1 pseudogene is annotated in these 245 nt (G+C 77.6%); it reads left to right on the top strand.

What is annotated here, in order from left to right:
- Nucleotides 1-245, top strand: a pseudogene (locus KVT45_RS55505) (ATP-binding protein); the annotation flags it as partial.

Raw genomic sequence — 245 nt, 5'->3', positions numbered from 1 at the left:
CCGGTATAGCGGCGGACGAGCCGCTGGCCGAGACGGTGATCCTGCTCGTCTCCGAGCTGGTCACCACCGCCGAGGTGCACACCGGCTGTCCGGCCGTGCTGCGGCTCTCGCTGCCGGGCGCGGGCCGCAGGGGCGCCGACGAGTCGGTCACCGTACGGCTGGAGGTCGCCGACGCCAGTGACCGCGCGCCCGTGCCGCGGTGCGCCGACGGCGACGCGACCGGCGGGCGGGGCCTCGCCCTCGTC

It is taken from the genome of Streptomyces sp. GbtcB6 (assembly GCF_019091475.1).
GTDB lineage: Bacteria > Actinomycetota > Actinomycetes > Streptomycetales > Streptomycetaceae > Streptomyces > Streptomyces hyaluromycini.
Note: the sequence above shows the minus strand (reverse complement) of the source record. Positions and strands in the feature narration are given on the sequence as shown.